Origin of the sequence: Streptomyces anandii JCM 4720 (assembly GCF_014650655.1) — a bacterium.
GTDB classification, from domain to species: domain Bacteria; phylum Actinomycetota; class Actinomycetes; order Streptomycetales; family Streptomycetaceae; genus Streptomyces; species Streptomyces anandii.
On sequence record NZ_BMVJ01000085.1, the window covers coordinates 1 to 1,102 of the forward strand.

Annotated in this window: 1 protein-coding gene; it reads right to left on the bottom strand. The window is 70.1% G+C overall.

Going from position 1 to position 1,102, the window contains the following annotated elements; translation table 11 throughout:
* The coding region (locus IE249_RS35405; RefSeq protein WP_189711621.1) for a beta-ketoacyl reductase at nucleotides 1-1,102 on the bottom strand (1,102 nt) is incomplete at both ends.

The window sequence follows — 1,102 nt, forward strand, 5'->3', positions numbered from 1 at the left end:
GCAGTTCGTCGAAGAGTGTGGTGGGCCGCACCGCGGTGAAACCGGCCGCGAAACGCTCCCACTCCACGTCGACCACACACGGAGCCGCATCACCCAGCCCGCCCAGGTCCACCGCCTGCTCCAGCGCCCGCATCGCCAGATCCGGCGCCATCGGCAGCATGCCCTCACGCCGCAACCGGCGCTCCAACACCCCGTCCCCGTCCGCGGCCATACCACCATCAGCCCACGGACCCCACGCCACCGACACCGCCGGCAACCCCGCACCACGCCGCCACTCGGCCAACGCATCCACAAACGCATTCGCCGCCGCGTAATTGCCCTGCCCCGCAGCACCCAGCACACCAGCAACCGACGAGAACAACACAAACGCCGACAGATCCAGGTCACGCGTCAGCTCGTGCAGATTACGCGCCGAGTCGGCCTTGGCCCGCCACACACTCTCGAACCGGTCCGGCGTGAGCGCGTCCAGCACCCCGTCATCCAGCACACCCGCCGTGTGGAACACAGCCGTCAACTCCGGACGGAGCGAGTCCACCAGCCCCGCCAGCGCATCCCGGTCCGCCACATCACAGGCCACCACCGACACCCGCGCACCCAAAGCCTCAAGCTCGTCCCGCAACTCCACCGCACCCGGAGCCCCAAGACCACGCCGACTCGTCAGCACCACATGACCGGCACCACGCCCCACCAGCCAACGCGCCACCCGAGCACCCAACGCACCCGTACCACCCGTAACCAGCACCGCCCCCTCAGGCACCCACACCTGAGCCGGCACCTCACCCGACACCACCCGCACCAGCCGACGCGCGAACACACCCGACGCCCGCACCGCGACCTGATCCTCACCCCCGAGCCCCGCCAGCACATCCGCCAGCCGACCCAGGACACGCTCCTCCACAGCACCGGCACCCTGCGGAAGGTCGACCAGACCACCCCAACGCCCCGGACACTCCAGCGCGGCCACCCGCCCCAGACCCCACACACCCGCCTGCACCACACCATCGCCGTCCAACCGATCCGCACGACCGGCCGACACCGCACCCCGCGTCACACACCACAACGACGCCACCACACCGGCATCACCCAACGCCTGCACCAACAC